Source organism: Rhizobium sp. OAE497 (genome assembly GCF_040546565.1).
Taxonomy (GTDB): Bacteria; Pseudomonadota; Alphaproteobacteria; order Rhizobiales; family Rhizobiaceae; genus Rhizobium.
This window is the reverse complement of sequence record NZ_JBEPOA010000001.1, coordinates 1,001,227-1,026,629: the sequence shown is the minus strand read 5'-3', so window position 1 is coordinate 1,026,629 and position 25,403 is coordinate 1,001,227. Positions and strand designations below refer to the sequence as shown.

The following is a 25,403-nucleotide window of genomic DNA, read 5'->3' as shown; positions in this document are numbered from 1 at the left end:
CGGCGCTAAAATAGAAATGTCTGATGACGCCGTGGACTAGCCTCGATGCGGCTTATGCAGGGATGCGGTCGGCGCCTGCCGAGTCATAATTCTCGTGCAGGAAGCGCAGCGTGGCGATGCTGTCTGCCGGCTTGCCGAAATGGTAGCCCTGGCCCATGCCGCAGCCAAGCGCGCGAAGCTTCACGGCCTCGGAATAATCCTCGATGCCTTCGGCGACGACTTCGAGATCGAGGCCTTCGCACATCGTCAGGATCGCCTTGATGATATGTTCGGAGGCACGGTCATTGTTGATGCGCGAGACGAAGGCGCGGTCGATCTTCACCTTGTCGAAGATGAAGTCGCGCAGGCGCCCGAGGCTCGACTGGCCGGTGCCGAAATCATCGAGCGAGACGCGAACGCCGGCCTGGCGCAGATCGGAGATGATGCGGTGCGCCGTGTCGGCGGAGCTCATCACTGCGGTTTCGGTGATCTCCAGCTCCAGGCGGTGCGGATCGAAACCGACGCGGCCGAGGATGGAGAGGACGTTGGCGCTGGTGCCGGGGTCCATCAGCTGCGCCGAGGACAGGTTGAAGGAGAGGAAAAGCTCGCGCGGCCAGGAAAGCGCTGCCTCCGCAGCCTTGCGCAGCAACGTTTCAGATAGGGCGTCAATAAAGCCCCGCTCCTCGGCAAGCGGTACGAAGACGCCCGGCGAGACGAAGCCGAGATCCGGATCGTTCCAGCGGGCGAGCGCCTCGAAACCGACGACCTGATTGTTGGCAAGCGAGACGATCGGCTGGAAGTGCACATCGATCGCATCCGAGATGATGGCGTTTCTGAGCGCCTGCTCCAGCTGCGTCGCCCGCTTCATCTCCTGCGCGATCTCGCGCGAATAGACGGTGATCTGGCTGCGGCCGCGGCGCTTGGAACGGTAGAGCGCGGTCTCGGCGCTCTTCAGGAGCTCGTCGAACTCCTCGCCGGCAAACGGATAGATTGCAAAACCGAAGGATGCAGAGAGGCGCACGTTCCGGTCGCCGAGATCATAGGGTGCCGACAGCACTTCGCGGATCATCTGTCCGAATTTTTCCGCACTCGCACGCTCGAAGATCAGCGGCAGGACGAAGGCGAATTCATCGCCGTCATGGCGCGTCACAAGCGCGCCGTCGGGGATGCAGGCCTTCAGGCGGTGAGCAACCTGGCAGAGGATCTCGTCGCCGGCGGCGGATCCGAACAGGTCATTGATAGGCTTGAAGGAATCGAGATTGGCGATGCCGATGGTGAACGGCGCCGGATCGTTGGCGCGCTCGGCCGAAATCTGGGTCACCCGGTCGCGCATACGATGGCGATTACCGAGTCCGGTCAACGGATCGGTATAGGCCATGGCCTGGAGCTCATTCTGGCTCACGGGCATAAAAGGTACGTCCACCGGTTTCATATTTTGACCTGAGATTTCACTCCCTCCGGGGAGAATGGCGGCCAAGTCTTAATAAACCGATAGTGGAAAAGCGATGTTTGGGATTGTTGGCGCCCCAAAATCTGGGGAGTTGACCAGAGTTTCGATCAGCAGACCGCGCGCATCTCTTCGCGCTTCAGATGCTTCTGGAAGATTGTCTCCAGTATATCCGGGCTGACAGGCTTCATGATGACATCATCCATGCCGGCTTTTGCGCATTCGGCATGGTCGCGCTCGAAGGCCTGGGTGAGTACGCCGATGATCGGCGTCCTGACGCTGCCGCCCTCTTCGATGCCGCGGATCATGCGGGCGGCCTCGAAACCGTTGAGACCGGGAAGCGAGATATCCATCAGCACGATCTGCGGCTTGTGCTCGGTCCACAGACGCACCGCCTCGTCGCCGCTGGAGGCGATCATGTAGCGATAGCCGAGGCCTTCGAGGATCTGCGAAAAGACGATCTGGTTGATGTCGTTGTCTTCGGCGACCAGAACCTGCAGCGCGTCGCTATCGGCCGATGTCGAGATCTCCCAATCGGCTTCCGGCTCGTTGCTCGTGCGGTTGTTGCGGTTGAAGTGGCGGGCGACCTGGAAGGTCAGTTCGTTGGCCAGCTGGAAACCGTCCATGACGAGCGCCGGAATGCCGTGCTGGCCGGAAAGCTCCAGGCAGCGCATGCCCATCTGGTTGTCGATGATGATCAGGTCGAGATCGATACCGGCCGAAGAGGCGATTTCGAGGAAATGCTCCTGCTCGTCCTCACCGCGCACGGCACAGGCTTCGAAGCCGTATTTGGCGAGCGTGCGCAGCGCCGCAGTCTCGGCGGCGAGATCGCCGGTGACGACGAGGATCTTGCGGCCCGAGAAATTCTCCGGAACGATCGCTTCCATTGCCGCCGGCTCGCGGCGCTGCGCATCGCCGTTCAGCGGCACATAGGCGCGGCGATAGGACTGGTGGCTGGAGGCGGTCACCGAGGTGGCGCGGTCGAACTCGTCGAGATCGGCGCCATCGCGCGGCAGGTCCTGCATGGTGGAAACCAGGAAATAACGGCCCGGCTTGCCGATGCGGTGCTTGCGGCTGACGATGTCGCGCTCGGCACCGTCACGCGAGACCTGGCGCTGGCGGGAGATCGACATCTCGCCGGTTTCCAGCACGTGGCGGTCGCTTTCCTCGAAGCGCTTGGCGATATCGGCCGAGAACAGGTCGCCGCTCTTGCGGCCGAGCACTTCGTCCGGCGTCGTCTGATATTTCTCGCAGAAGGCGATATTGACCGCGACATAATTGAGATTGCGGTCCTTGACGAAGAGCGGAAATGGCAGGTTGTCGAGAATATCCTCGGTCAGCTGCACGCGCTCCAGATCGGCGCGCCACTGCTCCTCGCGCTTGCGCTCTTCGGAAATGTTGCAGATCATCGACACGCAATAGCCGCTCGGCAGACGGCGCTTGACGAGGCGGATCCAGCGATCCGGGCCATGCCGCTCGACGATCTCGAAACGCTCGCGCCAATGCGAGGCGATCTTCTGCGACAGCCAGTCCTCGCGGCCGAGCACGCCGCCCGGCTGCTTGGCGGCATATTGCTGGCGCACGCCGGTATCGAAGACGGCGCCCAGGAAATCGCGCAGGCGCGTGCCGGGCTTCAGCATGGACGGCGAAATCGGGAAGAAATCGAGAACCTGACGGCTCGCGAAGATCATCTGGTCGTTCTTGTTATAGACGATGAGGGCGGCGGCGAGGCCATCGGAGACGGCATCGAAAAGCGACGACTGGAGATCGGGCTCGGCCGGCAGCTCCCCGCTCACGGATGATGCGTCCGTCTCTTCAAAGCCGGCACTCATTCCTCAAAATCCCACATCTATCCGATTTAACAGCACTATTTGGTGGTATGCGTTCAAAATGCCAGCTTTCTCCTAACGGTCGCTTAACATTAATCTACCCAAATCTTGGGGTCTGAGACGCGGCTTTGGAGACCGGCTTTTTCACCCTTCCATCGGGCCTGCGAATCCACGAAAATGGCGCATGGCCATCAGACAGCTCTCAGAAACGCTCATCAACCAGATCGCCGCCGGCGAAGTCATCGAACGCCCGGCGAGTGCGGCGAAAGAGCTGATCGAAAACGCCCTGGACGCGGGCGCGACGCGCATCGAGATCGCCACATCGGGCGGCGGCAAGGGTCTACTGCGCGTCAGCGACAACGGCTCGGGCATGGATGCCGCCGATCTCGAGCTTGCGGTAAAACGTCACTGCACCTCGAAAATTTCAGAAACGCTCGACGATATCCGCACGCTCGGTTTTCGCGGCGAGGCCTTGCCCTCGATCGGTTCGGTCGCCAAGCTCAGCATTTCGAGCCGCCGCAAGGATAGCGCCGGCGGCAGCGAGATCGCCGTCTCCGGCGGCAAGTTCCTGCATCTGAGGCCATCGGCCCTGAACCCCGGAACGATCGTCGAGGTGCGCGACCTGTTCTTCGCCACCCCGGCGCGGCTGAAATTCCTGAAGACCGAGAAGGCGGAAGCGGCGGCAATCACCGAAATCGTCAAGCGCATGGCGATCGCCTTTCCGGGCGTGCGCTTCGTGCTCTCCGGCACCGACCGCAGCACGCTGGAATTTCCGGCGACCGGCGACGACCATCTGGCGCGCATGGCGCAGATCCTCGGCAAGGATTTCCGCGACAATGCGATCGAGATCGATGCAGAGCGCGAGGATGTGAGCCTGACGGGCTATGCCGGGGTGCCGACCTTCAACCGCGGCAATTCCGGCCACCAATATGCCTTCGTCAACGGCCGCCCGGTGCAGGACAAGCTGATCCTCTCGGCGATCCGCGGCGCCTATGCCGAGACGATCCCGGCCGGACGCTATCCGGTCGCGGTGCTCTCCTTCAAACTCGATCCGGCGCTTGTCGACGTCAACGTGCATCCGGCGAAATCCGATGTGCGCTTCCGCGATCCCGGGCTGATCCGCGGGCTGATCATCGGCGCGGTGCGCGAAGCGCTCGCCCGCGACGGCAGCCGTGCCGCGACGACGGGTGCCGACGGCATGCTGCGCTCCTTCCGCCCCGGTTTCCAGCCGAATGCCTATCCGCGCCCGGCGCAGGCGCCCTGGTCGCCGGAGACCTCGCCGTCCCGCCCCTATCAGGCCGCCAATTCAGGCTTTTCCGAGCGGCCGCAGGCATCCTTCGACGGGCTGGTGACGCCGACGGCGCGTTCCGAACCGCAACCGCAGAGCTGGCAGCAGCCGGCCGCTGCGCCACGCGAAGAGGCGCCGCAGCGCTTTCCGCTGGGGGCCGCGCGCGCCCAGCTGCACGAGAACTACATCGTGGCGCAGACCGAGGACGGTCTTGTCATCGTCGACCAGCATGCGGCGCATGAGCGGCTGGTCTTCGAAGAAATGCGCAAGGCGCTGCATTCCAAGCGCCTGCCCTCGCAGGTGCTTCTGATCCCGGAGATCGTCGATCTGCCGGAAGAGGATTGCGACCGGCTGATGGTGCATGCCGAAGGGCTCGGCGAGCTCGGGCTGGCGATCGAGCGCTTCGGGCCGGGCGCCATTGCGGTGCGCGAAACGCCGGCGATGCTCGGCGAAGTCGATGCCAACGGCCTGATCCGCCAGCTCGCCGACGAGATCGCCGAATGGGATACGGCGTCGGGCCTATCGCAGAAGCTCGAATATGTGGCGGCGACCATGGCCTGCCACGGCTCGGTGCGCTCCGGCCGGCGCATGCGGCCGGAGGAGATGAACGCGCTTTTGAGACAGATGGAAGTGACGCCGGGTTCGGGCCAGTGCAATCACGGCCGGCCGACCTATATCGAGCTCAAGCTTTCCGACATCGAGCGGCTGTTCGGCCGGAGCTGACGGCAGCAAGCCGAAAATACTGGCAATCGCCCGTGCCGCGCGCTATGGCAGGACGATCAGAGCCGCAGGAATGGAGCAGGATGAACTTGTTTGAAGGTCACGGAAACCGCGAGGCGAAAATCCGCTATCTCGACGCCGATTTCCAGATCCTGTCGCCGGGCTCCTACGTCGTCTGCGCCATGACCGGCAAGCATATCCCGCTCGACGAGCTGCGCTACTGGAGCGTCGCCCGTCAGGAACCCTATGCCGACGTCATCGCCTCCTTCGAGGCCGACAAGCGCGCAGGCGTGCTGCCGGTGCAGAAGCGCTGACTTTCCCTGATGCGTGACTTCGGCCGGCCGATCATCCATTCGCCACGCCCCTTTCCCGAACGGATCGTCCATCGCGGGCGTTCGGTCAGGCTTGATCCACTGACACCGGCGCATGCCGAGCCGCTCTGGCCGCTTGCCGCCGCCTCCCCCGATAGCTTCGGCTATCTGCGCTATGGTCCATTCGAGAGCCCCGGCCTGTTCGCCGTCTTCGTCGCGGACCTCGCCGGGCGGGCCGACCAGCCGTTCTGGGCCGTCGAACCGCTCGGCGCCGGAAAGCCTGCGGGATGGCTGTCGCTCTGCGATGTCTCTCCGGCGGATTCCTCGATCGAGATCGGCAGCATCTGGTTTTCACCGGAGCTGCAGCGCACGCGCGCTGCGACCGAGGCGATCTTTCTCCTGATGCGCCACGCCTTTGACGATCTCGGCTATGAGCGGCTCGTCTGGCGCTGCGCCGCGCTCAACGAAGCGTCGCGCAAGGCGGCGCTGCGCTATGGCTTCGTGTTCGAGGGCATCTGGCGCAATGCTGCGATCGCCAAGGGCTATCAGCGCGATGTCGCCTGGCACAGTATCCTGAAAGACGAATGGCCGGCGCACCGGGCCGCTGTGGAAGCCTGGCTCGACGATGGCAATTTCGACGCCGATGGCCGCGCGGCATCCGGGCTTGCCGATATCCGCAAACGGCTGGCGCTATAGGCCGGACTGCTCTTTCAACCGGCGGGCACGGCAGGCCTCGATCGCCCGGTCGATGATCAGGCCAGGTGCCTGCGGGTCCTCGAAGGCCATTTCCACTTCGATCACCTTCGACTTTTCCGCAAGCTCCTGCGCCCGGCCGTGATGGCCGGCAAGGCGGACGAAGTCTTTCGAGGTGGTGACGATCTGCAGCTCTTCGCGTTCGGCAACGGCAATGAGATCGGCGATCTCGTCGTCGCTCAGATGCTCGTGGTCCCCGAAGGAGCGGGTGGCGGCGATCTCGGCGCCGAGCGATTCCACCGTGCGGAAGAACTTTGTGGGATCGGCGATACCGGCAAAGGCGAGCACGCGGCGGCCGGAAAGCTCGTTCATGCCGACCGTCTTCAGCGACGCCGTGAAATAGGGTTTTGCGGCGCGGGCGGCCATGCGGACGATGGCATCGGCGGCATTGCCGTTGCCGACCTTCAGGAGTGCCGTCGCATAACGCATCTGCACCGGGATCGGCGCGCGCACCGGGCCGCCCGGTACCGTATGGCCATTGCCGAGGCCGCGTGTCGTATCGATGACCAGCAACGCATAGTCGAGCGCCAGTCTGGCGCTCTGGAAGCCGTCATCCATGATGATCAGGTCGGCGCCTTCCTTGACGAGACGCTCGGCGCCTTCGACCCGGCGGCGGGAAATCACCGTCAGCGCCTCGCGGGCGAGCAGCAGCGGCTCGTCGCCGACGGCCATGGCGCGGTGATGGGCGGGGTCGACGACCGTCGTCACATCGAGCGAGCCGCCATAGCCGCGGCTCAGAAATCCGGGCTTCAGTCCCTTTGCCTTGGCCGCCTTGGCGATCGCCAGCGCCGTCGGCGTCTTGCCGGCACCGCCGACGGTGAAATTGCCGATGCAGATGACGGGAATGGGCACCGAGGCACGGCGCGCATGCTTCATGCGATAACCGGCGACCTGTCCGTAGATCAGCGAAAAGGGCGACAGCGTCCAGGCCCGCCAATCGGCTTTCGTCCACCAGAACGGCGGCGCTTCGGATACCATGATCTGCCTGTCCTGCGCTCCTCCGGCGCATCCCGCCCGGAAATCCCCTTCAATTGGCGGCAAAGAGAGGGCAAAACCGAAGAAAAAGCAAGCCTTTGCCGGATTTTGATGGGTGGGGCGGGTGGACGGTGGCGGCGGTTCGTCGCATTGGCGATTGGGGCGCGGGACGTCGCGAGTATGGGCGCTTGCCAGAGAACACGGCGGTAAGAGACGCTTACCCAGCCCGTTCAAAGGAGTCATTCACGGCACGGACGCGCGGCGGAGAGCCTCTACCCGGACGGCAAAAAGCACACCACCATTCCACCCCGCCAGAATCAGTGCTAACCCTTTCACCTGATTTGATCTCAAGGGCATGCAGTGTTTCGATTTCCGCTATTTATCGCGATCACGCTGATCGTCGCTTTCGGCGGCGGGATCATGGTTTCGCGGTATGCGCTCGATGTGACGCAGGGGTTTGGCGCCATCAAGCTTGGCGCCTGGGAGGCGTTTCCGGAGTTGCAGACGGCCGATGCCGATCCTTATGCGAAATCGCACCGGGCGCGGGCGGGCAAGCTGCTTTACGGCAGTGCCGAGGGGCTGACCTTTACGGCGAGCGTCGATGATGGCGGCGAGCGGCTGAATGCGGGCTGCAGCTACCGGATCAGCGGGCAGACGCCGGCGGCGCGGTTGTGGACGCTCTATACGTCCGACAATGGCGGCAATCCGGCTTCCGTGCGTCCCGGCCTGCCCGGCGCGCTGAATTCCTGGACGGTGCTGCGCCAGCCCGACAGCAGCTTCGTGATCGACGTTTCGGCCAATGCCCGGCCGGGCAACTGGCTGGCGCTGCCGGCCGCGGGCACGTTCCGGCTGGTGCTGACGCTGTTCGATACGCCGACGGCGGGCAGTTCCGGGGTTATCGATCTTTCCATGCCGAAGCTCGAGAAGACCGGGTGCGGCAATGCTTAGGATCGTCTTTGCCATCATTACCGGCCTGTTCGGCGCCGCCCTGCTGCACCTGATCATCATTCTGGCGCTGCCGCATTTCACCGGCAAGGATGCCGAGACGCGGGTGATTGCCGAGGGCGATCCGAACAATTTCTATCTGCTGTCGTCGAACTACGACGATGCCGGGCTTTCCAACAGCGATCCCTTCGTGCGCACCGCGGTCTGCTCCTTCGATCTCGAGGATGGCCCTGTACGCTTCACCGCCAAGGGCAGCGTGCCCTTCTGGTCGATCGCCGTTTATGACGGCGCCTCGAACGAGGTGTTCAGCATGAATGACAGGACGTCGGTGGGTGGGGCGCTCGATGTGCTGGCGGCAAGCCCGATCAAGCTGACGGAGCTGCGCAAATCACTGCCGCAGGATCTGCAGCAGACCATCCTGGTGGAGATGACGCATAATGAGGGCTATGCGGTGCTGCGCACTCTTGCGCCGCAGGCGAGCTTCGATGACGCAGCCAAGAATTTTCTCACCGAGGCAGGCTGCGAGACCTACGGTTCGGACAACTGACGCCTACTTGGTCTTTACACGCGATGCGCGCGACGGGGCGCGGCGCTTCGGGCTCTCCACGAGACGCTCGTAGCGAACGCCGGTGAACAGCAATATCTGAGCCTCGACGGGCTCCCGGTCTTTTCGGCGCGGCTGTTGCGAGCGCCTGTCAGCCAATGCGACTATAGTGGCCATTCTCGTCTCCATGCACTGCCCGAGACGGATGAAGCAAAGCGGATTTCACCCTGCCCGCCTGTGCGGGCCAGCGCGTCCTGCAATGCCGGAAACCGGAACCGAGGTCATTCGCGCCTTTCTCACGGCACCTGTTTGAATACCGTGATGTGGAATCTTTACGGCCGAAGCATCGAACCGCGCCGTTCCTGTCCGAATTGAGACATACGATAGTTAACAGTCTCCTAATATTTCATCCCTGTTGTAGGGCTGTTCAATAAACGCTGCGAGCTGGCTTTTAGTTTCAATCGGCAATAAGTCAGATTTAATTAGGAAAGACTTATGAATTCATAGGCTTGACCAAGTACAGCCGATCACCTTTACGTCATAAGGATGTGTTGCCGATTTGCGTCACCGAAATATCAATTGCAGTTCAGGTGAATAGGCGTATGGTCGGCGCATCGGTCAAAAGTTTTATGGCGATGACCGCTTGAGAGACAACCCATGCTCTTGCCGTAGATACGGAGGGCAGAAAATGTCTTTATTCATGAACCCGACATTCTCTCCTGAAGACCTGGATGTGCTGCGCGGCGCGCTCGATGCGTGGTGCTCGGAAAAGCGTCTGGATATCAAAAGCCCCGAGGCCCAGTTTGCAGCTTCGGCTGCGCTCGACCTCTATCAGGCCGGCCATAACGACGGCGAAAAGCTGCTTTTGGCTCTGCGTGCCCACAAGGGACTCTGACATTCATCTCCAGGCCGGAGCGATCCGGAAAGACGGTGGCGCCTCGTATCTGCGGGGCGCTTTCTTTTTGTGCGCCATCCACAGCTGAACACGTTCTGCGTGTATCATTGCTGCGCATTTGATTAAAATCTTCAGCAAGCATTAACCCTGCCAGTGTAGGATTTGTTCATATTCGTCTGAGCCCGGCCTCCGTCCAGCCGGCACATTCGATCCCTCAGTATCGGCGTTTCCGGGGTATTCTTTGTGCGTGACCGGTTTAGAGACCTAGAAGGGCCTATGGCCAGCCGCAAGAAGGACGTGGTGTTGATGGCAACCGTGAGCAGCTTCGAGGGATTGGCGCATCCGACGCGATCCGAGCTGCGCCAGTTCGCCGAGCTCTTTACCCCGCTGTTCCAAGCCTCTTCCGACGAAGCCCGCCGCCAGGCCGTCGCCGCCCTCTCGCAATGCCCGGTCATTCCGCAGGCCGTGGCTCTCTTCATCGGCAACCTGCCGATCGCCGTTGCCGCACCGTTTCTGACGGCTTCGCAGGCGGTCAGCGACGATACGCTGATCATGATCGCCCGCACGCAGGGCACCGCCCATATCCGCGCCATCGTCAGCCGCGACAATCTTTCGCCGAAAGTGATCGATGCGCTCGTGGCGCTGCGCCAGGCGACCGCCCGCCCCTCGCCCGCCGACCTGCCGCTTCCGGCCATCGAGGAACAGCTGGCCGCGGCACCGGCGCCGGTCTTTGCGCCCGTCGCAACCGAACCGCCGGCCGTCGATCCTGACTTTGCCGAGCGTCTCGCCAATGAAGAGGCGATGCGCCAGAAGATCCGCGGTCTCGCCAATCATCTCGGCCGCGATGACGACGACCGGCTGGGCCTGAGGACGATCTCCGACATCCAGGAAGCGCTGCTGGTGCGCTTTGCCCGCTCGCGCGAGGCGAGTCACTTTGCCAGCACGCTTGCCGATGCGCTCTCCGCCAGCCGCTGGCTTGCCGAGCGCATCATGCTCGATCTCTCCGGCCAGCAGCTGGCCACCACGCTCGTCAGCCTCGGCATGGGCTTTCTCGATGCCGTCTTCGTCCTGGAAAAGCTCTATCCGCATCTCGCCGAACCGCAGCACAGCGTGACCCGCGCCTGGATGGTGCTCGATGCGCTCGATCCGGAAGAATGCCATGAGCGGGTGGAAGCCTGGCGGCGCGCCGACAGCTATACCTACAAGCCGGAAGAAGGCGAAAACCCTGCCGCGCCTGCCGCCGCCGGCGCGATCTCCCGCACGGCACGCCTGATACCGCCGGCCCGCGACCTGAAGACCGTCGGCCGCCGCTGATCTCTTTCAGAGCGGGTTCTTCTTTTCTACCGCCAGCGGCAGCAGCGATGCCGCATCTGCCGTTTCGAGCTCGACGATCCACAGATCGGGATCGAACCTGCGCTCGCGCTCCAGCAATTCGCGCACGGCATCCGGCTCCTGCCGGTCGAGGCGGATCTCGAACAGCCGTCCGGCACTCTCCTCCTCATCGAAGAAACTCTGCGGCGCCGGGCCATAGAGCGTCTCCAGCCCGTCGCGGAAATGCTGGCGGATGAAGACCGCGCCCGCCTCTTCCGCGCCTTTCTTCTCCACGGCGGCGAAATCGCCCATGGCGAAGACCCGGCGCAGCAGGGCGGAAACGAAGATGTCGGTGCGGAGTCTCATATGCTTCGTATAGGGCAACAGGCGGCGGTTACGCTAGACCTTGACCGCCAGCCGCAGCCCGCCCCAATGCCGTCCGCGGACGGTGATCGGGGCGGAGATGTCCTTCATCATCACGAAATTGCCGCCGCCCATGTCGCGACGGTAGGTCTGGACCAGGAAGGGTGCGGTGCTTCTGCCTGCCGAGAGGCCGACGCGATCGTTGAAGATGCGGCGGTTGCGGCAGTTGGCGGTGTTCCAGGCGGTGTCGCCGGGGCGCTGCGGCTCGGAGAACTTGCGATTATGGGTCGGCAGGTAGCCGTTCTCGTCGATCGCGGCGCAGAAGGCGATGCGCTCGTCGGAGCTGGAGACCGGCTCCTGGATCGGCGGCAGAAGACGGTCGGTGAGCTCGGTAAAACCTGCCATCAGCTGCACCGGATCGGTCCCGGGGATCGGCCGATAGTTTCGGTCGAAGAGCGCTTCCAGGCGGATCTGGCCGGATGACAGCGCCCGCTCGAAGGCGGCCGAGATGTCGGCGGCGACCGATTGGGCGCGGGCGATCCAGCGGCTGTCGGCGGTTTCGACACCGGCGCTCGCCGTCAGCTGCACCAGCTTTTCCGACAGGCCGACGACGCTATCGACGCGCTTGGCGGCATGCTGCAGCTTGCCGTTCGATTCCAGCACCTCGGCCGACATTTCGCCGAGCGCGGCGACGAAGCCGGCGCATTGGCGATCGACCGCTTCCGTCGTGTTCGCCATGACCGAGGAGCTGTCGAGGATCTGGGTGATCACCTGCTCCATGCTGTGGAAGGCGCCGTGCATGGCCTGCGACTTCTCCTTGACGCTGGCGGCACTATCACGGGCGCCGCTGCCGGCGGCCGAGAGCCTGCCGATCTTGGCGCGCAGCTGATCGAGCGTTTCCTGGATCAGGCCGGTCGCCTTGGAGGTCTGCAGCGAGAGGGCGCGGATCTCGGAGGCGACGACGGCAAAGCCCTTGCCTGCCTCACCGGCGCGCGCCGCCTCGATCGCCGCATTGAGGGCAAGCAGGTTGGTCTGGCGGGCGATGGTGCCGATCTCGCCGGCGACGGTATCGACATCGGAGAGCGAGCGGGCAAACGTGCTGATCTCGGCGCTGATCTCCTCGGAGGAGCGCAGCATATGGCCGATCTCCTCAACCGACCCCGAGAGCCGCCCGGCAGATTCCTTCAGCATGTGGCGGGCATCGGCGGCGGTCTGGTCTGTCTCGCGCAGCGACACGGCAACCGCCCGGTTGGTTTCGGCAATCGAAAGCGCCGTGCGCGTCACGTCGTCGAAGGCATTGGCATGGCGGGCGGACATCGCCGCCATGTCCTGGATGGCACCGGCGATATCGACGAGGTCGATGCCGAGCGTCGACGCCTCCTCGGCCAGCTTCGACAGGATATGCCGCAACGCCGGGTCCTCCGGCTGCGCATTCCCCTCTTCAGATACATCGACCGCCCTCATTGCCTGCATGACAAAGCTCCCCCGGTACATTAGCGGAGCGTCAGGCATTATGGTTAACAAGTTGCAAAAATTCCGGGGGCTTAGACTTAGGTTGTAGGCGGCGGTATCAGACATTCAGGCCTGCGATATTTTTCCGCCAGCATGTCGTGAGGCTGTAACATGTTCGCGACATTGAGGCGCTGTACCCGCCGGGCCTCTTCATGTATCAGTGCCGCAGGGATAAAAATAACAGATGTGCGCGCAGGGGAATTGTGAGCTCGAACACCGAAGAAAAACTGAAGCGCCCGCGCGGACGCCCGAAGAGCATAGACCTGGATCAGCGCCAGGCTGATATCATCGAGTCCGGTACCGACGTCTTCATCGAACTCGGCTATGCCAATACGACGGTCGATATCATCGCCGCCCGCTGTGGTATCTCGAAGCGCACCTTCTATGATTTCTACGAGGCCAAGGGCGACCTGCTGTCTGCGGCGATCAAGGCGCGCAGCGGTTCGATCTTCCACTTCCCTGAGGCCGACGCCGCTCTCGATGTGCTCCTCGGTCAGGTCTTCTATGTCGACGCCGACGATGCGCCGAGCCCGGCCAACATGCGCCAGTATTTCCTGATCGAAGTTGCCTGGGAAGCGACCGAATATGTGCCGCAGCTGCGGCAGGATTTCGATGCGGCGCGCGCCGAGCTTGCAAGCTGGCTGCGGACGCTGAGCGAAAGCGGCAAGATCATCGCCATCGATGCGGATGCGGCGGCCACGATGCTGATCGGCATCGTCTTCGGCAGCCTCAGCATCGACCGGACGGGCGCCGATCTCGACGTGCGCGCCAAGCGCACCAAGGCCTATCTGCGCTCCAGCCTGAAGATCTTCGCCAACGGCCTGCTGCCGTAAGGCGGCCGCTGCGGCCCCTGCCCTCGACGGCAACTCATCCAGCAAAAACAAGAAGAGCCCGGTTGGGAACCCGGGCTCTCCTTTCGAAACCGATTTGGAGGTCAATCTAATCGGTTGTCAGCGTATGATTAGAAGTCACGCTGCAGACGGAAGAAGCCTTCCGTGTAGCTTGCATCCGGACGGCCGTCGTCGAACTTGTCGTTGACGTAAGTTGCCGTCAGCTCGGTCGAGAGGTTCTCAACGATCTTGTAGTTGAGCGTCAGACCAGCGCGCCATTCATGGCCACCGTCGAAGCTGTCGCCGAGAGCGCCACCCGTCTGGATGTCGTCGATGTACTGAGCGCCGGGGGTGATGGTCAGCTTGTCAGTTGCCTTGAGGGCGTACTGAGCAGCAACAGACCACTTACCAGCGTCGTAGTAGTTGTTGTAGCCGCTGGAGTAGATGCCAGCGATTTCAAACGTACCCGGACCAACGTCGGCGCCGAGCTTGACGCGAACTGCGCCTTCCTGGGCCTGCGTGTCATAAGAACCGAGAACTTCCCAGGTGAAGGCGTCGAACTTGCCGCCAACTGCACCGTCGATACCAGCGTCGCTGCCGCCGTTGCCGGACGGAGGAGCGTCGGTCTGAACGAGTTCTTCAGCTGCGATACCAGCGTAGAAGCTGCCGCCGTCGTACTGATAACGGATTGCGTTCGGCTTGGTCGTGCCATGGAGGGTAGCGAGGACGTCCGTTTCGCCGGAGAAGTCGTTATCCCACCAGTTAGCGAACTTACCAACCGTTACACCAGCAATGCTGATGAACGCTTCGTCGATTGCCGTGCCGTTGCCAGCGCCGCCGAGGGTCGTGGAGTTGCCAACCGTCGGGCTGACTGCATCGCTGCCGCCGGTGCTGGTGCCGCGGTAGTTGGTTTCGAGGACGATACCGCTGGTGAGCGTGCCGTATTCGGTATCGCTCTTAGCGGTGAAGGTTACGTGCGAACGGGTGTGGGCAGCCCAGTCGTCCTGATTGTTGCCGTCGTAAGGATCGCCAGCGCCGAAGCCGACGTCGAAGCGGAGGTAGCCGCCGATCTTGAGGCAGGTTTCCGTGCCCGGGATGTAGAAGTAGCCAGTGCCGTAGGCGTCGCAAACCTTGACGTATTCTACTGCTTCCGGTTCGGCGGCGACGATAGCGTCGGCAGCCTGTGCACCGGATACTACTGCGAGGGCAGCAGCGGAGCCGAGAAGGAGGCTCTTGATGTTCATTTTCTGTCTCCGTTCCAGAGGCCAACCCCAAGGTTGGCTCTTTGCTTAGCGCGATGGATGCGGTCCCCTGAAATTTCAGTCCGCCATGCGTTTCCGAACATTTGCTTCGGTCACGGGCTGGATATGAACAGGAGGCCCCGGAGTCGTCAATTATTTAATAAACGTATTCGTACCAAAATTATGCCGGAAGTTTTTCTCGTTGTATTTTTACCACATTGTGGCCATCCGGGGCGGCTCTTCTGTGTATAACCTCGCGAGCACGTTAAGAAAAAATTAAGGAAAGCAAAGCGCTAGCGGCACGGCTTTACGGAGTGAAGTAGGAATTCCGGCGCATCGCAATGCGGGCCGGATGATGGCAGCGAGCCGGCCGCACGATGGCGGCCGGATCCGACATATCAGGCATCGTGGCGGCGGCAGCCGCGCACGAAGAGCTGGATGCAGCTCTTCATATATCCAATGAGAGAAGCGCGATCCGGCAGGCCTTCACCGGCGCTCATGCGCGATGCGAAGCCGCCGAACATCATCGAGATCAGCATGGTCGCCGCATGGCCGGCATCGTCCACCTGGAGGATCTGGCGGACGTCCTGGAAAGAGAGCCAGTCGGCGAGGTTCGACATCGTCGCCTGTGCATCATTGCTCTGCTGGCCGCCACCGAGCCGCGGGCCGGACGGATAGAGCGCTGCAATGCAGGTCGTGATTCGACGCTCGGTCTCGGCCGAATCGTTGAGATCGAGATGGAAGATCGACATCAGCACGTCTTCCGGCGCCCGCGGCTCGTCGAGCGGCCGAGGGAGTGCCAGCAGCTGACGGGGTGATGCGACGCGCGACGTGCTCCACTGCAGACCGTCCTTCGCATATTTCTTCGTCCGCGAGTTGAGCGAACGGGTGACCGCCGCAAAACGCGAAATATCCGAATAGGTGATCTCGAAGCTCAAGTCGTTCAGCCCGCGGTGCAGGCGGAACGTCTGGCCGCCGCCGAGATGAAACTCGGATGCGCCTGTTTTGGCAGATACGGGATAGACCGCCGCAAAATGATCGTGCAGGGCCTTGTAGAGCCGGGGATTATTGAGATCGGTCAACGAAGCGATCGAGCGATACATGGCGCGCTCAGCGCCATCCTGCTCGGCCAGGCCACCGTAAGAAGGTTCACGCAACATTTGATTGATCCTGGCGGGCAATGGCTTCGTTCCGTTCGAGGAACTCGGCTGATGGCCCGCTGCGTGGCGACGAGAGAAAGAAACCATCCGCGTGGCGTCTTTCAGGTGCGGGAAAGTGACATATAGGTCACAGTGTTATGCTCCTCACTGGCCCCCCGGTCGCACTTGGATGAATAGCACCAAGCTCACCCAGTACTTATATCATATTTTTGTGAGCGTAATACACGGATCCCTAATAGAGGGCGCAGTCTGAAACGGCTGATTGCAAAGCTTTTTCAGCTTTTCCCGCGTTTACAGCGCTTTAGACAGTCATATCATCCATTTGCGAAGTATTGCCGCCGCCTGCCCGCGCAAGTCATCTGCGACAATCTGTCATTATTTGCGGAACGCATATGTACCAAAACGCGAGCGCGAACACCGCCAAAGGCGTGCCATGCAGCTGTTAATGCAATCCTAGAGAGAATTCCGACTCAGCGCTAAATCGCGCCGATTTCCTTGAGTTTCTTCAGCACAGCCTCGTTCGGCTCGCCATTTTCAGGCAGGTTATAGTGCTTCTGGAAGTGGCGGATGGCGGCACGGGTCTGTTCGCCGGCGACGCCGTCGACGCCGACATTGGCGTAGGCCATGTTGGCGAGGCCCTTCTGGATCTTCAGGACCAGGTCGACGCTGGTGAGCTCGCCGGAGGTGACCTGCTTGGGGGCGGCGGGTGCGGTCTTCACCTGCTTTTCGGCGCTGCGGATTGCGGCCGCGACCGGGTCTTCCGCCGAGGCCTGGGAGGTGACGTCCTCGCGCGGCTTTTCAGCGGGGATGGTCGAGGGGCCGACGGAATCGGTCTTCAGGGCGGCCAGCACATCCGGCGTCGCGTCGCCGCTCTGCGGCATGCCGACGGTTTCCTCGAAGAACAGGATGGCGGCGCTGGTGCGCGGGCCGATGACGCCGTCTGCGGTGCCGTTATAGAGGCCGCGACGGATCAGCTCCTTCTGGATATCCATGACCAGCTGATTCGGCTGTTGGCCGGTGGCCGCATTGGCGGGCGGCGTGGCGTTGGTTGTCGAGGCATCGCCCTCTTCGCCCGGGCGCTCGATCTTGAAGGTGGTGACGTCGCCCGGATGCGGCTCCTCTATCGACGGACGGCCGATCGAGAAGGGCGAGGTCAGATCGCGGGTGCGGAAGAAGGGATGTGGGTGGTTGCCCGGCTGATACCAGAGCGCATTGGCGGCAACGAAGGAGAAGATGACGACGAAGGCGACGGTGCCGCCCGCGACCGACGGATTGCGCGCAACGACGCCGCCGAGCATCGAAGCGCCCGTCATGCCTACGCCGCCCAAGGCGGCTGCCCCCGTGAGAAGCAGACCCGGCTGCTGCCGGCCCCTCTTCCCCTTAGGCGATTTTCGCTTGCGCGCGGCCATCGAACAGCCCCTCTTCCAAACCGGCAGCCGGTGCTGCCGCAGTCTTCAGGCGCGGCGGAAACTCGACGGCCGTCTCCCGTGCCGCATCCGCGGCATAGGCGCCGGAACCATCCGCCGCGATCGATATGGTGATAATGGTGCCCTCGCCCGGCGCGCTGGCCAGCGCAAAGTGGCCGCCATGCAGCGCCACCAGCCCCTTGACCAGCGACAGGCCGAGGCCCGTGCCTTCATATTGGCGGGTATAATCGTTCTGGATCTGCATGAAGGGCTGGCCGAGCATGGCGAGCTTGTCCGTCGGAATGCCGATGCCGGTATCGCTGACGCTGAGCTGCAGGATGCCGCCGCGGACGGACGCATCGACGGTGACCGCCCCGCCCTGCTCCGTGAACTTCACGGCATTGCCGACGAGATTGATGAGGATCTGCTGGATAGCGCGCTGATCGGCAACGACCTCGTCGAGATCGCGCTGGATGCGGCTCGTCAGCGTCACGCCCTTGCTCTTCGCCTGCAGCGCCAGCATCGCCTCGCAGGAGCGGATCGAGGCGCCGATATCGAAGGGCTCGAGCAGCAGCTCGTAGCGCCCGGCCTCGATCTTGCTCATGTCGAGCATGGTGTTGACGACCGACAGCAGATGGGCGCCGGAATCACGCACCAGACCGACATATTCGCGCTGGCGCTCGTTCTCGAACTTGCCGAAATACTCGCCGAGCAGGATATCCGAGAAGCCGAGGATGGCATTCAGCGGCGTGCGCAGCTCGTGGCTGACGGCAGCGAGGAAGCGGGACTTGGCATCATTGGCAGATTCGGCATCGGCTGCACGGCTCTGCGCATCCATGCGCAGCTGCTGCTCGACCGAGACGTCGCGCAGCTGGGCAATGACGGCCGCAAGCTGACCCTCGCCATCGCGGCGCGCGGTCATATCCATGCGGAGATAGGCAAACTGGCGCAGATCCCGCGAGACGCCGGGACGGTCGAGCCTGAGATCGACGCTGACGGACTCATCGCCCTGGCGCAGCTGATCGAGCGCCTGCAGGAAGAGGATGCGGTCGGAGACATGCACCTGCTCGATGAAGCCGCGGCCCTTCGGCTCGCGCATCCAGGCGAGATAGTCGCTGATATCGCGGCCGCCGGACGCGGTGACGTTGCCCTGCGCATCGAGGAAGAGCACGAGGCCGGCGCTGTTTTCCAGGAAGAAGTCTTCAGCGGGCTGCGAGGCAACCGAAACCGTCGCCTGCGTCTGGCGCGACAGAGCGATGCTGCCGACGGCCGAAAACAGGAAGGCGGCGCAGACGGTGGCGACGCCGGCAGGCAGCGCCACAGCAGGGCTGGTTATAAAGGAGAGGCCGGCAGGCGCTGCAATCAGTGCGCCCGAAGACAGGAGAGCGAGGCGGCGAAGGATGGCAAGTTCGCGTTCGGCCACGGCCTCGCCGCTTCCCGTGCGGGAAAGCCAGCTTGCCGCCGCCCGGTCCACGAGGGCTGCTGCCCGGTTGCCGATGTCACTCAATACTCGCACGCAATACCCGCCCGAAAAGGCTCTTTAACAAGACCGGACAATAGGCCCTGGCCGCTTAAAGAAAGGATAAGGCAAAGGCCGCCTCCACAGCCGGAAGGCGGCAAAAGTCCCATTTTGGACCATCCGGAAGCTCCTTTGTTTTTTGTGGTTAATAGGGGGTAAGCGATGGATTTCGCTCGCATTTCAGCTTCGCGTTAACTTTTGCGGCGAGGCCGCCATTGAGATTCCCTGCAATTACAGGCGGCAGGTTCCGCCATGCTTAACGCCGATGGCTACAATTTGACTGAAATACGGTCCAACGGCCTTTATTTAAAATTCGAATTAAATTTGCCGCAAATGCCACGGAGTTTCGAAAAGTGGCATTCGCACTTCCGCGCTAGGGTGAAAGCACACCGGAAACGGACCCTGATTCGGCAACAAGACCGGACGGGAAAACAGGATGGGCAACGACAATGAGACTACTGATCAAAGGAAGCTTCTGGTTCGGACTTGTGCTGGTGCTCTTGCCGCTTTTCAGCTCGGAAAGCTCGACGCGCCTCGCCAACGACCCCCAGGTCCAATTCTCCGACGCCTTCACCGCCGTCAGCGGCGCCTATGACTATATAACCGGCATGTGCGGCGAGAAGCCGGAAGTCTGCAGCAAGGGCGGCGAAACGCTGACCGCGCTCGGCTACCGGGCCCGCGAAGGCGCCCGCGTCGCTTACCAGCTGATCGACAGCCAGCTTTCCGGCGACGAGAAGGACAAGCCTTCCGCCAAGATCGCCGAAGCGGCAAAGGCCGTCGCCCCGCTCGCCACCCTGGCGCCTGCCGCAGCGCTCGCCCCTTCCGCGAAGGAAGAAAAGACCGCCGCGCTGAACCAGCCGATGCCGTACCGCCCGCCGGTCGATGATGCGGCCGCCTCCGACGCGGTCGTCACCGGAACCGTTCCGGCCGTCATCCCGACCCCGAAGCCGCGCCCGGTTTCCTGACCAATTCCGCGGGCTCCGGCCCGCAACCAAGCTTGCACACCGGTCTTCCCTTGAGGGAACGCCCCGTGCCTGACGTGCCTGCCCTGTTTATTTCAGCATTTTGCTGCGCCGTGAGGATGCCCATCCTTCACGGCGTTTTCTTTTTTAATGGTTCAAAACGGCGGCCACTTCACCTATATGGAGGGCATCACGGAAAGGCCCGCGCTCCCATGGCATCGCTTGACGAAATCATCGACGACTTCTCCTTCCTCGACGACTGGGAAGACCGCTACCGCTATGTCATCGAACTCGGCAAGGCGCTGCCCGATCTTGCAGACGACAAGAAGACCTCGGAGAACAAGGTGATGGGCTGCGCCAGCCAGGTGTGGCTGGTGACCCATACCGATGGCAACCCCGACAATCCGGTGATGACCTTCGAAGGCGATTCCGACGCCCATATCGTGCGCGGCCTCGTCGCCATCGTGCTCGCCACCTATTCCGGCAAGACCGCCTCCGAAATCACCGCACTCGACGCCTTCGAGACGTTCTCGAAGATCGGTCTCGTCGAGAACCTTTCGGCGCAACGCTCCAACGGCCTGCGCTCGATGGTCAACAGGATCAGGGAAGAGGCACGCCTGCGGGCTGCGGCTTGAAGCGTCAGCCTTCGAGCAGTTCGCTCGCTTCCTGCCGGCGCCCCCGCAGCCGCCCCGCATCGCGGGCCGGCGACTGGCCGAACTGGCGGGTGTATTCGCGGCTGAACTGGGTGGCGCTTTCGTAGCCCACCGAGAATGCCACGCGGGCCGTATCGCCGGGCTCGGCGAGCAGGCGGCGGCGGGCTTCGTGGAGCCTCAGCTTCTTCTGGTACTGGATCGGGCTCATCGCCGTCACGTCCTTGAAGTGCTTGTGGAAGACCGACGGGCTCATGCCGGCGATGCAGGCGAGCATTTCCACGGTGATCGTCTTGTCGAAATTCTCGCGGATATGGCCAATGGCGCGGCGGATCTGGCAGAGGCGGCTGTCGCTGACGACGAGCTGGCGCAGCGCCGGGCCATGCGGCCCCTGCAAGAGCCGGTAGATGATCTCGCGCTCCAGCATCGGTGCCATGACCGGGATGTCGGCCGGCTTGTCGAACAGCTTCACCAGCCGCAGCCAGGCATCGGCGAGTTCCGGCGTCACCGGGCTGATGCCGAAACCCGGGCCATCGGCAGGCGGCGGCAGATCGGGCATGGTCAGGATGATGTCGCTGACCACGGCGATATCCAGCGTCAGCGCCAGCGCCAAATAGGGATGATCCGGCGCGGCCTCGACGATCTGGCAGGCGCCGGGTACCTCGATGCTGGCGACGAAATAGCTGGCCCGGTCATAATGCAGCGCCCTGTCGCCGATGATGGCGCATTTCGAACCCTGCAGCACGAGGCAGAGCATCGGCTCGTAGATGCCTGCAATCATCGGCGTACGCGCCGAATCCCGGGTGATCGTCACCCGCGGCACCGGCGTCTGCGTCAGGCGGCCGTCTGCGTGTTTCAGCGCGCGGTCGCGCAATTCGTCCATCACATCCATAATGGACATATGGTGACATGGCGGCCGGACGCAAGACAAGGCGCGCACCGGGCGCGCATCAAACGTCAGGAGGAATAGGCAAGAAGCCCGGACTTTAGGGCTCACGCCGGAGGGGCGATCGACACGATCTCTGTTGCTCCACAAACGGAGTGAGACCATGACACATACGAAGACTGCAGTGGTAACCGGCGCCAACAAGGGCATCGGTTTCGAAATCGCCCGGCGGCTGGCGGCGGAAGGATACCGCGTCTTTCTCGGCGCCCGCGACCGGGGCCGCGGCGAAGCGGCCGCCGCCAAACTCAGGGCGCAGGGCCTCGACGCCCACTGGCTGGAACTCGACGTCACCGACGACGAGAGCACAATCTCGGCCGCCGAAAAGCTTGCCGCACAGACCGGCACGCTCGACGTGCTCGTCAACAATGCCGGGATTGCCGAGGGCTTCGGCATCTCGCCGCTGGAAGAGCCGATCGAGATCACCAAGAAGGTCTACGAAGTGAATGTCTTCGGCCCGATCCGCGTGACCCAGGCCTTCATGCCGCTCCTCAAGGGCTCGAAGGCCGGGCGGATCGTGATGATGAGCAGCGAGCTCGGCTCCATTCAATCGCTGCTGGACCCCGGCAACGAGTTCTACGCCATCAACGCGCTCGGCTATAACAGCTCGAAATCGGCGCTGAACGCCGCCACCGTCTCGATCGCCAAGGCCGCCGAACCCTTCGGCATCAAGGTCAACGCCGCCGACCCCGGCTATACCGCGACCGAGATGAACGGCAATAGCGGCTACCGCACGGTGGAACAGGCCGCCGAAGTGGCGGTCAAGCTCGCCACTCTCGGCGAAGACGGGCCGACGGCGGGGTATTTCAACCACAATGGGGTGTTGCCCTGGTAGGCAGCCAGCGGCTGACTTTCTGCAAGGACACCGCCCCTGACGGGGCGGTGGACAGGCTCGGCGCCGGCATGTCTCAAAGAACGGAAACGTCGAGCGGCGGCGGGGGCGGTGGCGGCGGCGGAGCAACGGCAGCCGGTGCCGTGCGAGGCGACGGGCCGCCCTTCCTGTCGCTTCCCTGGTCGGTGCGGGAATCGCTGAAGAAGCCGCCGGCCTGGCAACCTTGAGTACGATGATTGCGATGCTGTTCCGATGTGACGAAGCGATTGCCGTCACACCCACGGTGCCTGTTCTGATCCGTCGCCACGCAACCGCTTGCGATGACGACGAAAGGCAGGATGCAGAGCGTGTAACGCATTGTCATGATCTCTTCCTTTCGAGGTTGTTACCCCTCTGAGGACAAAATCCACAACCTGGCGTACGTTCCGGATTGCAGCGGCATCAGGCGCTACATCCTGTGATTTGGATAATCTTGGATAAGGATGGGTTTAAGCTGTTGGTGGAATTGGGGAAAACTGTTTGATTTTGGGGCTGCGGCGCTTGTTCCGGTGGCTGCGATGAAGCGCGTTCCCGACAACTCACCTCATCTTCAGATCATGCCAACAGCGTTTGCAGATAAAGTTGCGCGGCCAGACGAGCTTGATGCCCGCGGGTTCCCCACAATAAGGGCATGACTGGGCTTTGGCCTTAAAATCAAGACCCCAGCCGAACAGCAGCCAAGCGATGAAAGATGCCATAACAAAATACGTCTCAATCTGCTTGTCATACACACCTAGAAGATGGGTGAGGATGTGAAACGATAGAACAACTGCCAAAACCACAGCGGCCGATAGGTTATACACCTTCTCCAAAATTCTTCTCTTGGCGCGAAAAGCCACAAGTTCTTCTCCGATATTGCGTCCCCTCATAAGGCGCCTCCTATGCAAGAACACGATGCCATGGTCGATCATACACGAAAATCAGAACCTATCAGCGAACGGCGCCGAGCCTGAACGGCAGCGGATACTTGACGGTAGAGCGAGCCGCCGAAGTGGCGGTGAGGCTGGCGACCTCCGGCGAAGACGGGCCGACGGCGGGGTGTTTCAACCATAATGCCTGGTAGAGTGGACGATTAGCGGTGGGCTCACGATTGGTGAGCGCTCTGCCAAGATTCGGCGCGAACCATATGGCGTGCCATATAAATTTCTGTATGGCCATCGATCGAGCACTTGCTTCTACATCAAATAACGATCGTGCGGCTCTCGGCCTTCCAAACACTTTTTGGTAGAACAGTCACTAGTGTCCTTTCCAGCCGCATGGTGAAAAATGTCCGTTGCAAGTGTCCAAACTGCAATCAGGGAATTTCTGGCTACGCCCAAAGCTGAAGTTCTCTGCATTAGGGGGCATTGGGGTACAGGCAAAACCTATAGTTGGAAGACCATAGCTAAGGCGCAGCGTAGCGTAAGCGGCGGCGTTGCGCTGAACAGCTATGCTTATGTGTCCCTTTTTGGGGTCAACTCGATAACAGAGCTCAAATCGCAAATCCTCCAAAGCACGGTGACGAGAGCACAGATCGGTGACGTCCCGAGCATGGAGACTGCTGGAAACATAGTTTCAACCGTCGACACAGCCGCGAAGAAGGGATTTCTCGGGCTAATCTCCGGAATCTTGGGAAGCCGCTCCGAAGCGGTCGTATCAGCTCTGGGCCTGCTTATCAGCAAAGAGATCGTTTGCATCGACGACCTTGAACGGAAAGGTGAAAGGCTGAGTAGTAGCGATGTGCTCGGCTATATCTCTAATTTGAAAGAAGAGCGCGGCTGCAAGATCGTCATTCTTCTCAACGACGAAGCTTTGAAAGGGGCAGATAAGATCCAGTTTGCCGCTTATCTTGAAAAAGTCGTGGACCGAAACCTATTGTTCGCACCAACGGCGGAAGAGAGCGCGGACATCGCCATTACACAAACTGACGATATCGCTAGCATTGTTAAGCAACGATGCATTCAGCTTGATATCGACAACATCCGCGTTATCGCAAAGATCTATGGCGCCGTCCAACAACTACTGCCGCTGCTAACGGCTTTTTCGAAAGAGACTGTAGAAGCTATAACAGCGATGATGGTCGTTATGGGTTGGGTACACCATCAGCCGTCCAGCGCACCTTCGATAGAATTCCTAAAAGGCTTCAGCAGCCGAATGTGGGGCCGCGACGATCAGAAACTGACAGCGGCAGAAGAGACCCACGATGCGCTCTTAAGCAAATTCGGGTTCAGCCATCTTGATGATCTGGACATGGAACTATATCGCGGCATAGCCAATGGCTATTTCACACAGGATGTAATTGACGCACATGCCTCGGAATTCCACAAGCGAGTTTTGAAAGGCAAAGCAGTGGAACGCCATCGCAAAGCATGGCAGGCCTACCACTATTCCTTCAGGAACGGCATGGAAGTCGTAACCGAGATTGTTGAGTCTTTCATTCGTGAGGCGGAGTTCTTGTCGGCAGAAAACATGCATGGAGTAGCCAAGCTGCTACGCGACCTCTCCCTGGCGGACAAGATCGCTCCAATGATCGACGCTTTTGTTGCCGCGCACAGCAATGATCCGGAAGCCATGAACCCCGAGCGAATCTACATCCATGACGGGACGCTTGATCCGGAAATTGCCGATCGCTTAGCCAAAGCGCGGAAAGACCGACGACCGAGGAGGGCGATAGAGGATATCCTCTTTTCACCGCATGATCTCTATGACCAACAGGTTGTTGCCGACCTTATCGAGTTTCCAGTTGAACAATACGAACGTATTCTCCGCACCTATGAAGGCGACAAGCTAGCCGCGATATTACGCAGCTTGCACTCCTACTCGCGTATCGCCAATCCATCTGCAGACATGACGGAGGTTATCAGACGGTATCACGACGCCATGAGGAAGGTCGCCGCAGATTCCGAGCTGAACCGTCACCGGGTATCCATGCGAGGCGTACAACTTCAGGAATAGTCATGCGGAACCATC

General features: G+C 61.7%; 25 protein-coding genes. 12 read left to right on the top strand and 13 right to left on the bottom strand.

Annotation, left to right across the window (positions count from 1 at the left end; translation table 11 throughout):
* Window positions 1–52 precede the first annotated feature (52 nt).
* Complete coding sequence (locus ABIE40_RS05245) at window positions 53–1,411, bottom strand: putative bifunctional diguanylate cyclase/phosphodiesterase (protein WP_112719129.1); 1,359 nt, start codon at window positions 1,409–1,411, stop codon at window positions 53–55.
* A gap of 125 nt (window positions 1,412–1,536) precedes the next feature.
* Window positions 1,537–3,258 (bottom strand): response regulator, encoded by a 1,722-nt coding sequence (locus tag ABIE40_RS05240; protein WP_112719130.1) that lies wholly within the window; start codon window positions 3,256–3,258, stop codon window positions 1,537–1,539.
* Window positions 3,259–3,439: 181 nt separating this feature from the next.
* On the opposite strand from ABIE40_RS05240, the gene mutL reads away from it, so the two are divergent.
* From mutL to ABIE40_RS05225, 3 genes are all read left to right on the top strand, one after another.
* Entirely contained in the window at window positions 3,440–5,266 is a 1,827-nt protein-coding gene (gene mutL, locus ABIE40_RS05235; RefSeq protein ID WP_199626501.1) for a DNA mismatch repair endonuclease MutL, read from the top strand.
* Between the two features lie 80 nt (window positions 5,267–5,346).
* A complete protein-coding gene (locus ABIE40_RS05230; protein WP_112719132.1) occupies window positions 5,347–5,577 on the top strand; it encodes a DUF2093 domain-containing protein in 231 nt (76 codons plus the stop codon).
* A gap of 9 nt (window positions 5,578–5,586) precedes the next feature.
* On the top strand, window positions 5,587–6,270 hold the full coding sequence (locus tag ABIE40_RS05225; protein ID WP_199626500.1) for a GNAT family N-acetyltransferase: 684 nt from the start codon (window positions 5,587–5,589) through the stop codon (window positions 6,268–6,270).
* Here the strand turns inward: ABIE40_RS05225 and lpxK are convergent.
* Entirely contained in the window at window positions 6,265–7,305 is a 1,041-nt protein-coding gene (gene lpxK, locus ABIE40_RS05220) for a tetraacyldisaccharide 4'-kinase (protein WP_199626499.1), read from the bottom strand. The genes ABIE40_RS05225 and lpxK overlap by 6 nt on opposite strands.
* Before the next feature lie 357 nt (window positions 7,306–7,662).
* On the opposite strand from lpxK, the gene ABIE40_RS05215 reads away from it, so the two are divergent.
* Both ABIE40_RS05215 and ABIE40_RS05210 read left to right on the top strand, forming a co-directional pair.
* A complete protein-coding gene (locus ABIE40_RS05215) occupies window positions 7,663–8,250 on the top strand; it encodes a DUF1214 domain-containing protein (protein ID WP_112719134.1) in 588 nt (195 codons plus the stop codon).
* Window positions 8,243–8,794 carry a DUF1254 domain-containing protein gene (locus tag ABIE40_RS05210; protein ID WP_112719135.1) on the top strand — a complete coding sequence of 184 codons (552 nt, stop codon included), beginning with the start codon at window positions 8,243–8,245 and terminating at the stop codon, window positions 8,792–8,794. Before ABIE40_RS05215 ends, ABIE40_RS05210 begins: the two co-directional genes overlap by 8 nt.
* Before the next feature lie 3 nt (window positions 8,795–8,797).
* On the opposite strand, the gene ABIE40_RS05205 is transcribed toward ABIE40_RS05210, so the two are convergent.
* Window positions 8,798–8,968, bottom strand: a complete 171-nt coding sequence (locus ABIE40_RS05205) for a hypothetical protein (protein WP_165402615.1) — start codon at window positions 8,966–8,968, stop codon at window positions 8,798–8,800.
* A 511-nt stretch (window positions 8,969–9,479) separates the two neighbouring features.
* Here ABIE40_RS05205 and ABIE40_RS05200 point away from each other — a divergent pair.
* Together ABIE40_RS05200 and ABIE40_RS05195 are read left to right on the top strand one after the other, a co-directional pair.
* Window positions 9,480–9,686: a hypothetical protein gene (locus ABIE40_RS05200; protein ID WP_112719136.1), complete on the top strand. Its 207-nt coding sequence runs from the start codon at window positions 9,480–9,482 to the stop codon at window positions 9,684–9,686.
* A 243-nt stretch (window positions 9,687–9,929) separates the two neighbouring features.
* Window positions 9,930–11,000, top strand: coding sequence for a DUF2336 domain-containing protein (locus tag ABIE40_RS05195; RefSeq protein WP_199626498.1), 1,071 nt, complete (start codon window positions 9,930–9,932; stop codon window positions 10,998–11,000).
* Window positions 11,001–11,006: 6 nt separating this feature from the next.
* Here ABIE40_RS05195 and ABIE40_RS05190 read toward each other — a convergent pair whose 3' ends face one another.
* Window positions 11,007–11,363 (bottom strand): DUF1491 family protein, encoded by a 357-nt coding sequence (locus ABIE40_RS05190; protein ID WP_112719138.1) that lies wholly within the window; start codon window positions 11,361–11,363, stop codon window positions 11,007–11,009.
* Between the two features lie 33 nt (window positions 11,364–11,396).
* Complete coding sequence (locus ABIE40_RS05185) at window positions 11,397–12,833, bottom strand: methyl-accepting chemotaxis protein (RefSeq protein ID WP_199626497.1); 1,437 nt, start codon at window positions 12,831–12,833, stop codon at window positions 11,397–11,399.
* Window positions 12,834–13,075: 242 nt separating this feature from the next.
* Between ABIE40_RS05185 and ABIE40_RS05180 the strand changes: the two genes are divergently transcribed.
* A complete protein-coding gene (locus tag ABIE40_RS05180; protein ID WP_162708747.1) occupies window positions 13,076–13,705 on the top strand; it encodes a TetR/AcrR family transcriptional regulator in 630 nt (209 codons plus the stop codon).
* Between the two features lie 128 nt (window positions 13,706–13,833).
* Here the strand turns inward: ABIE40_RS05180 and ABIE40_RS05175 are convergent, their stop codons facing one another.
* The 4 genes from ABIE40_RS05175 to ABIE40_RS05160 all read right to left on the bottom strand — a co-directional run bounded on the left by ABIE40_RS05175 (window position 13,834) and on the right by ABIE40_RS05160 (window position 19,025).
* A complete protein-coding gene (locus ABIE40_RS05175) occupies window positions 13,834–14,946 on the bottom strand; it encodes a porin (protein WP_199626496.1) in 1,113 nt (370 codons plus the stop codon).
* A gap of 395 nt (window positions 14,947–15,341) precedes the next feature.
* Window positions 15,342–16,103 carry a hypothetical protein gene (locus tag ABIE40_RS05170; RefSeq protein WP_112719142.1) on the bottom strand — a complete coding sequence of 254 codons (762 nt, stop codon included), beginning with the start codon at window positions 16,101–16,103 and terminating at the stop codon, window positions 15,342–15,344.
* Window positions 16,104–16,579: 476 nt separating this feature from the next.
* Window positions 16,580–17,512 carry a peptidoglycan-binding domain-containing protein gene (locus ABIE40_RS05165; RefSeq protein ID WP_199626495.1) on the bottom strand — a complete coding sequence of 311 codons (933 nt, stop codon included), beginning with the start codon at window positions 17,510–17,512 and terminating at the stop codon, window positions 16,580–16,582.
* Complete coding sequence (locus tag ABIE40_RS05160; RefSeq protein ID WP_199626494.1) at window positions 17,484–19,025, bottom strand: sensor histidine kinase; 1,542 nt, start codon at window positions 19,023–19,025, stop codon at window positions 17,484–17,486. Before ABIE40_RS05160 ends, ABIE40_RS05165 begins: the two co-directional genes overlap by 29 nt.
* Window positions 19,026–19,477: 452 nt before the next feature.
* Between ABIE40_RS05160 and ABIE40_RS05155 the strand changes: the two genes are divergently transcribed.
* Together ABIE40_RS05155 and ABIE40_RS05150 are read left to right on the top strand one after the other, a co-directional pair.
* Window positions 19,478–19,993: a DUF5330 domain-containing protein gene (locus ABIE40_RS05155; protein WP_199626493.1), complete on the top strand. Its 516-nt coding sequence runs from the start codon at window positions 19,478–19,480 to the stop codon at window positions 19,991–19,993.
* Between the two features lie 209 nt (window positions 19,994–20,202).
* The gene (locus tag ABIE40_RS05150; protein ID WP_199626492.1) at window positions 20,203–20,625 is read left to right on the top strand and encodes a SufE family protein; all 423 of its coding nucleotides are present in this window, start codon (window positions 20,203–20,205) and stop codon (window positions 20,623–20,625) included.
* A gap of 4 nt (window positions 20,626–20,629) precedes the next feature.
* Here ABIE40_RS05150 and ABIE40_RS05145 read toward each other — a convergent pair whose 3' ends face one another.
* A complete protein-coding gene (locus tag ABIE40_RS05145) occupies window positions 20,630–21,541 on the bottom strand; it encodes an AraC family transcriptional regulator (protein WP_210341031.1) in 912 nt (303 codons plus the stop codon).
* A gap of 148 nt (window positions 21,542–21,689) precedes the next feature.
* Here ABIE40_RS05145 and ABIE40_RS05140 point away from each other — a divergent pair, with 148 nt between their 5' ends.
* Window positions 21,690–22,418 carry an SDR family oxidoreductase gene (locus ABIE40_RS05140; RefSeq protein WP_199626491.1) on the top strand — a complete coding sequence of 243 codons (729 nt, stop codon included), beginning with the start codon at window positions 21,690–21,692 and terminating at the stop codon, window positions 22,416–22,418.
* Between the two features lie 73 nt (window positions 22,419–22,491).
* Here the strand turns inward: ABIE40_RS05140 and ABIE40_RS05135 are convergent, their stop codons facing one another.
* Together ABIE40_RS05135 and ABIE40_RS05130 are read right to left on the bottom strand one after the other, a co-directional pair.
* Window positions 22,492–22,779: a hypothetical protein gene (locus tag ABIE40_RS05135; RefSeq protein ID WP_112719148.1), complete on the bottom strand. Its 288-nt coding sequence runs from the start codon at window positions 22,777–22,779 to the stop codon at window positions 22,492–22,494.
* A 214-nt stretch (window positions 22,780–22,993) separates the two neighbouring features.
* A complete protein-coding gene (locus tag ABIE40_RS05130; protein ID WP_199626490.1) occupies window positions 22,994–23,323 on the bottom strand; it encodes a hypothetical protein in 330 nt (109 codons plus the stop codon).
* A gap of 397 nt (window positions 23,324–23,720) precedes the next feature.
* Here ABIE40_RS05130 and ABIE40_RS05125 point away from each other — a divergent pair, with 397 nt between their 5' ends.
* Window positions 23,721–25,388: a P-loop NTPase fold protein gene (locus ABIE40_RS05125; RefSeq protein WP_199626489.1), complete on the top strand. Its 1,668-nt coding sequence runs from the start codon at window positions 23,721–23,723 to the stop codon at window positions 25,386–25,388.
* Window positions 25,389–25,403: the final 15 nt, after the last annotated feature.

Bases quoted from the DNA above. Each gene is read 5' to 3' on its own strand.
- ABIE40_RS05245 (WP_112719129.1), bottom strand. From the start codon at position 1,411: ATGAAACCGGTGGACGTACCTTTTATGCCCGTGAGCCAGAATGAGCTC.
- ABIE40_RS05240 (WP_112719130.1), bottom strand. From the start codon at position 3,258: ATGAGTGCCGGCTTTGAAGAGACGGACGCATCATCCGTGAGCGGGGAG.
- mutL (WP_199626501.1), top strand. From the start codon at position 3,440: ATGGCCATCAGACAGCTCTCAGAAACGCTCATCAACCAGATCGCCGCC.
- ABIE40_RS05230 (WP_112719132.1), top strand. From the start codon at position 5,347: ATGAACTTGTTTGAAGGTCACGGAAACCGCGAGGCGAAAATCCGCTAT.
- ABIE40_RS05225 (WP_199626500.1), top strand. From the start codon at position 5,587: ATGCGTGACTTCGGCCGGCCGATCATCCATTCGCCACGCCCCTTTCCC.
- lpxK (WP_199626499.1), bottom strand. From the start codon at position 7,305: ATGGTATCCGAAGCGCCGCCGTTCTGGTGGACGAAAGCCGATTGGCGG.
- ABIE40_RS05210 (WP_112719135.1), top strand. From the start codon at position 8,243: ATGCTTAGGATCGTCTTTGCCATCATTACCGGCCTGTTCGGCGCCGCC.
- ABIE40_RS05205 (WP_165402615.1), bottom strand. From the start codon at position 8,968: ATGGCCACTATAGTCGCATTGGCTGACAGGCGCTCGCAACAGCCGCGC.
- ABIE40_RS05200 (WP_112719136.1), top strand. From the start codon at position 9,480: ATGTCTTTATTCATGAACCCGACATTCTCTCCTGAAGACCTGGATGTG.
- ABIE40_RS05190 (WP_112719138.1), bottom strand. From the start codon at position 11,363: ATGAGACTCCGCACCGACATCTTCGTTTCCGCCCTGCTGCGCCGGGTC.
- ABIE40_RS05185 (WP_199626497.1), bottom strand. From the start codon at position 12,833: ATGCAGGCAATGAGGGCGGTCGATGTATCTGAAGAGGGGAATGCGCAG.
- ABIE40_RS05175 (WP_199626496.1), bottom strand. From the start codon at position 14,946: ATGAACATCAAGAGCCTCCTTCTCGGCTCCGCTGCTGCCCTCGCAGTA.
- ABIE40_RS05170 (WP_112719142.1), bottom strand. From the start codon at position 16,103: ATGTTGCGTGAACCTTCTTACGGTGGCCTGGCCGAGCAGGATGGCGCT.
- ABIE40_RS05165 (WP_199626495.1), bottom strand. From the start codon at position 17,512: ATGGCCGCGCGCAAGCGAAAATCGCCTAAGGGGAAGAGGGGCCGGCAG.
- ABIE40_RS05155 (WP_199626493.1), top strand. From the start codon at position 19,478: ATGAGACTACTGATCAAAGGAAGCTTCTGGTTCGGACTTGTGCTGGTG.
- ABIE40_RS05150 (WP_199626492.1), top strand. From the start codon at position 20,203: ATGGCATCGCTTGACGAAATCATCGACGACTTCTCCTTCCTCGACGAC.
- ABIE40_RS05145 (WP_210341031.1), bottom strand. From the start codon at position 21,541: ATGTCCATTATGGATGTGATGGACGAATTGCGCGACCGCGCGCTGAAA.
- ABIE40_RS05140 (WP_199626491.1), top strand. From the start codon at position 21,690: ATGACACATACGAAGACTGCAGTGGTAACCGGCGCCAACAAGGGCATC.
- ABIE40_RS05135 (WP_112719148.1), bottom strand. From the start codon at position 22,779: ATGACAATGCGTTACACGCTCTGCATCCTGCCTTTCGTCGTCATCGCA.
- ABIE40_RS05130 (WP_199626490.1), bottom strand. From the start codon at position 23,323: ATGAGGGGACGCAATATCGGAGAAGAACTTGTGGCTTTTCGCGCCAAG.
- ABIE40_RS05125 (WP_199626489.1), top strand. From the start codon at position 23,721: ATGTCCGTTGCAAGTGTCCAAACTGCAATCAGGGAATTTCTGGCTACG.